General features: G+C 70.9%; 1 protein-coding gene. It reads left to right on the forward strand.

The features are described from left to right. The first annotated feature begins 3 nt into the window (after window positions 1–3). Window positions 4–654, forward strand: coding sequence for an ABC transporter ATP-binding protein (locus QPM17_RS23690; RefSeq protein WP_285394200.1), 651 nt, complete (start codon window positions 4–6; stop codon window positions 652–654). The last annotated feature ends 29 nt before the right edge of the window (window positions 655–683 follow it).

A 683-nucleotide genomic window follows, 5' to 3' on the forward strand; every position in this document is an offset into this window, starting at 1 on the left:
GCCATGCTCGAATTCAACCAGGTGCACAAGGCCTACGCCACGCCCCAGGGGCCGCTCGAGGTGCTCACTGCCATCGACCTCGAGCTGCGCCCCGGCGAGAGCCTGGCGCTGATGGGCGAGTCCGGCAGCGGCAAGTCGACGCTACTGCACCTGGCGGCGGGGCTCGACCTGCCGGATAGCGGCGAAGTGGTCGTCGCCGGCCGTTCGGTCTCTACGCTGGACGAGCCGGACAGCGCCCGGCTGCGCCGCGAGACCCTGGGGCTGGTCTTTCAGCAGTTCCACCTGGTGCCGAGCCTGAACGTAATCGACAACCTGCGCCTGCAGGCGCGGCTGGCCAAGCGTGAAACGCCGGAGTGGTCGGCGCATCTCATGGAGCGCCTGGGCCTTGCCGGTCTGGAACGACGCTACCCCGAGCAGCTTTCGGGCGGCCAGCAGCAGCGCCTGGCCATCGGCCGCGCGCTGGCGCCACGCCCCGCCCTGCTGCTGGCCGACGAGCCCACCGGCAATCTCGACGAAACCACCGCCGGCGAAGTGCTGGAGCTGCTGCTGGACCTGGTTCGCGAGGCCGGCAGTGCCCTGCTGATGGTGACCCACAGTCTCCGGGTGGCGTCCCCGCTGGACCGCTGCCTGCGGCTGACCCTTGGCCGGCTCTAGCCGCCTTCCGGAGCGGAAGCGAGCCACCG

The sequence above is a fragment of the Marinobacter azerbaijanicus genome (genome assembly GCF_030250645.1).
Classification (GTDB): Bacteria; Pseudomonadota; Gammaproteobacteria; order Pseudomonadales; family Oleiphilaceae; genus Marinobacter; species Marinobacter azerbaijanicus.

Coding starts and splice junctions, on each gene's coding strand:
- QPM17_RS23690 (WP_285394200.1), top strand. CDS start 4: ATGCTCGAATTCAACCAGGTGCACAAGGCCTACGCCACGCCCCAGGGG.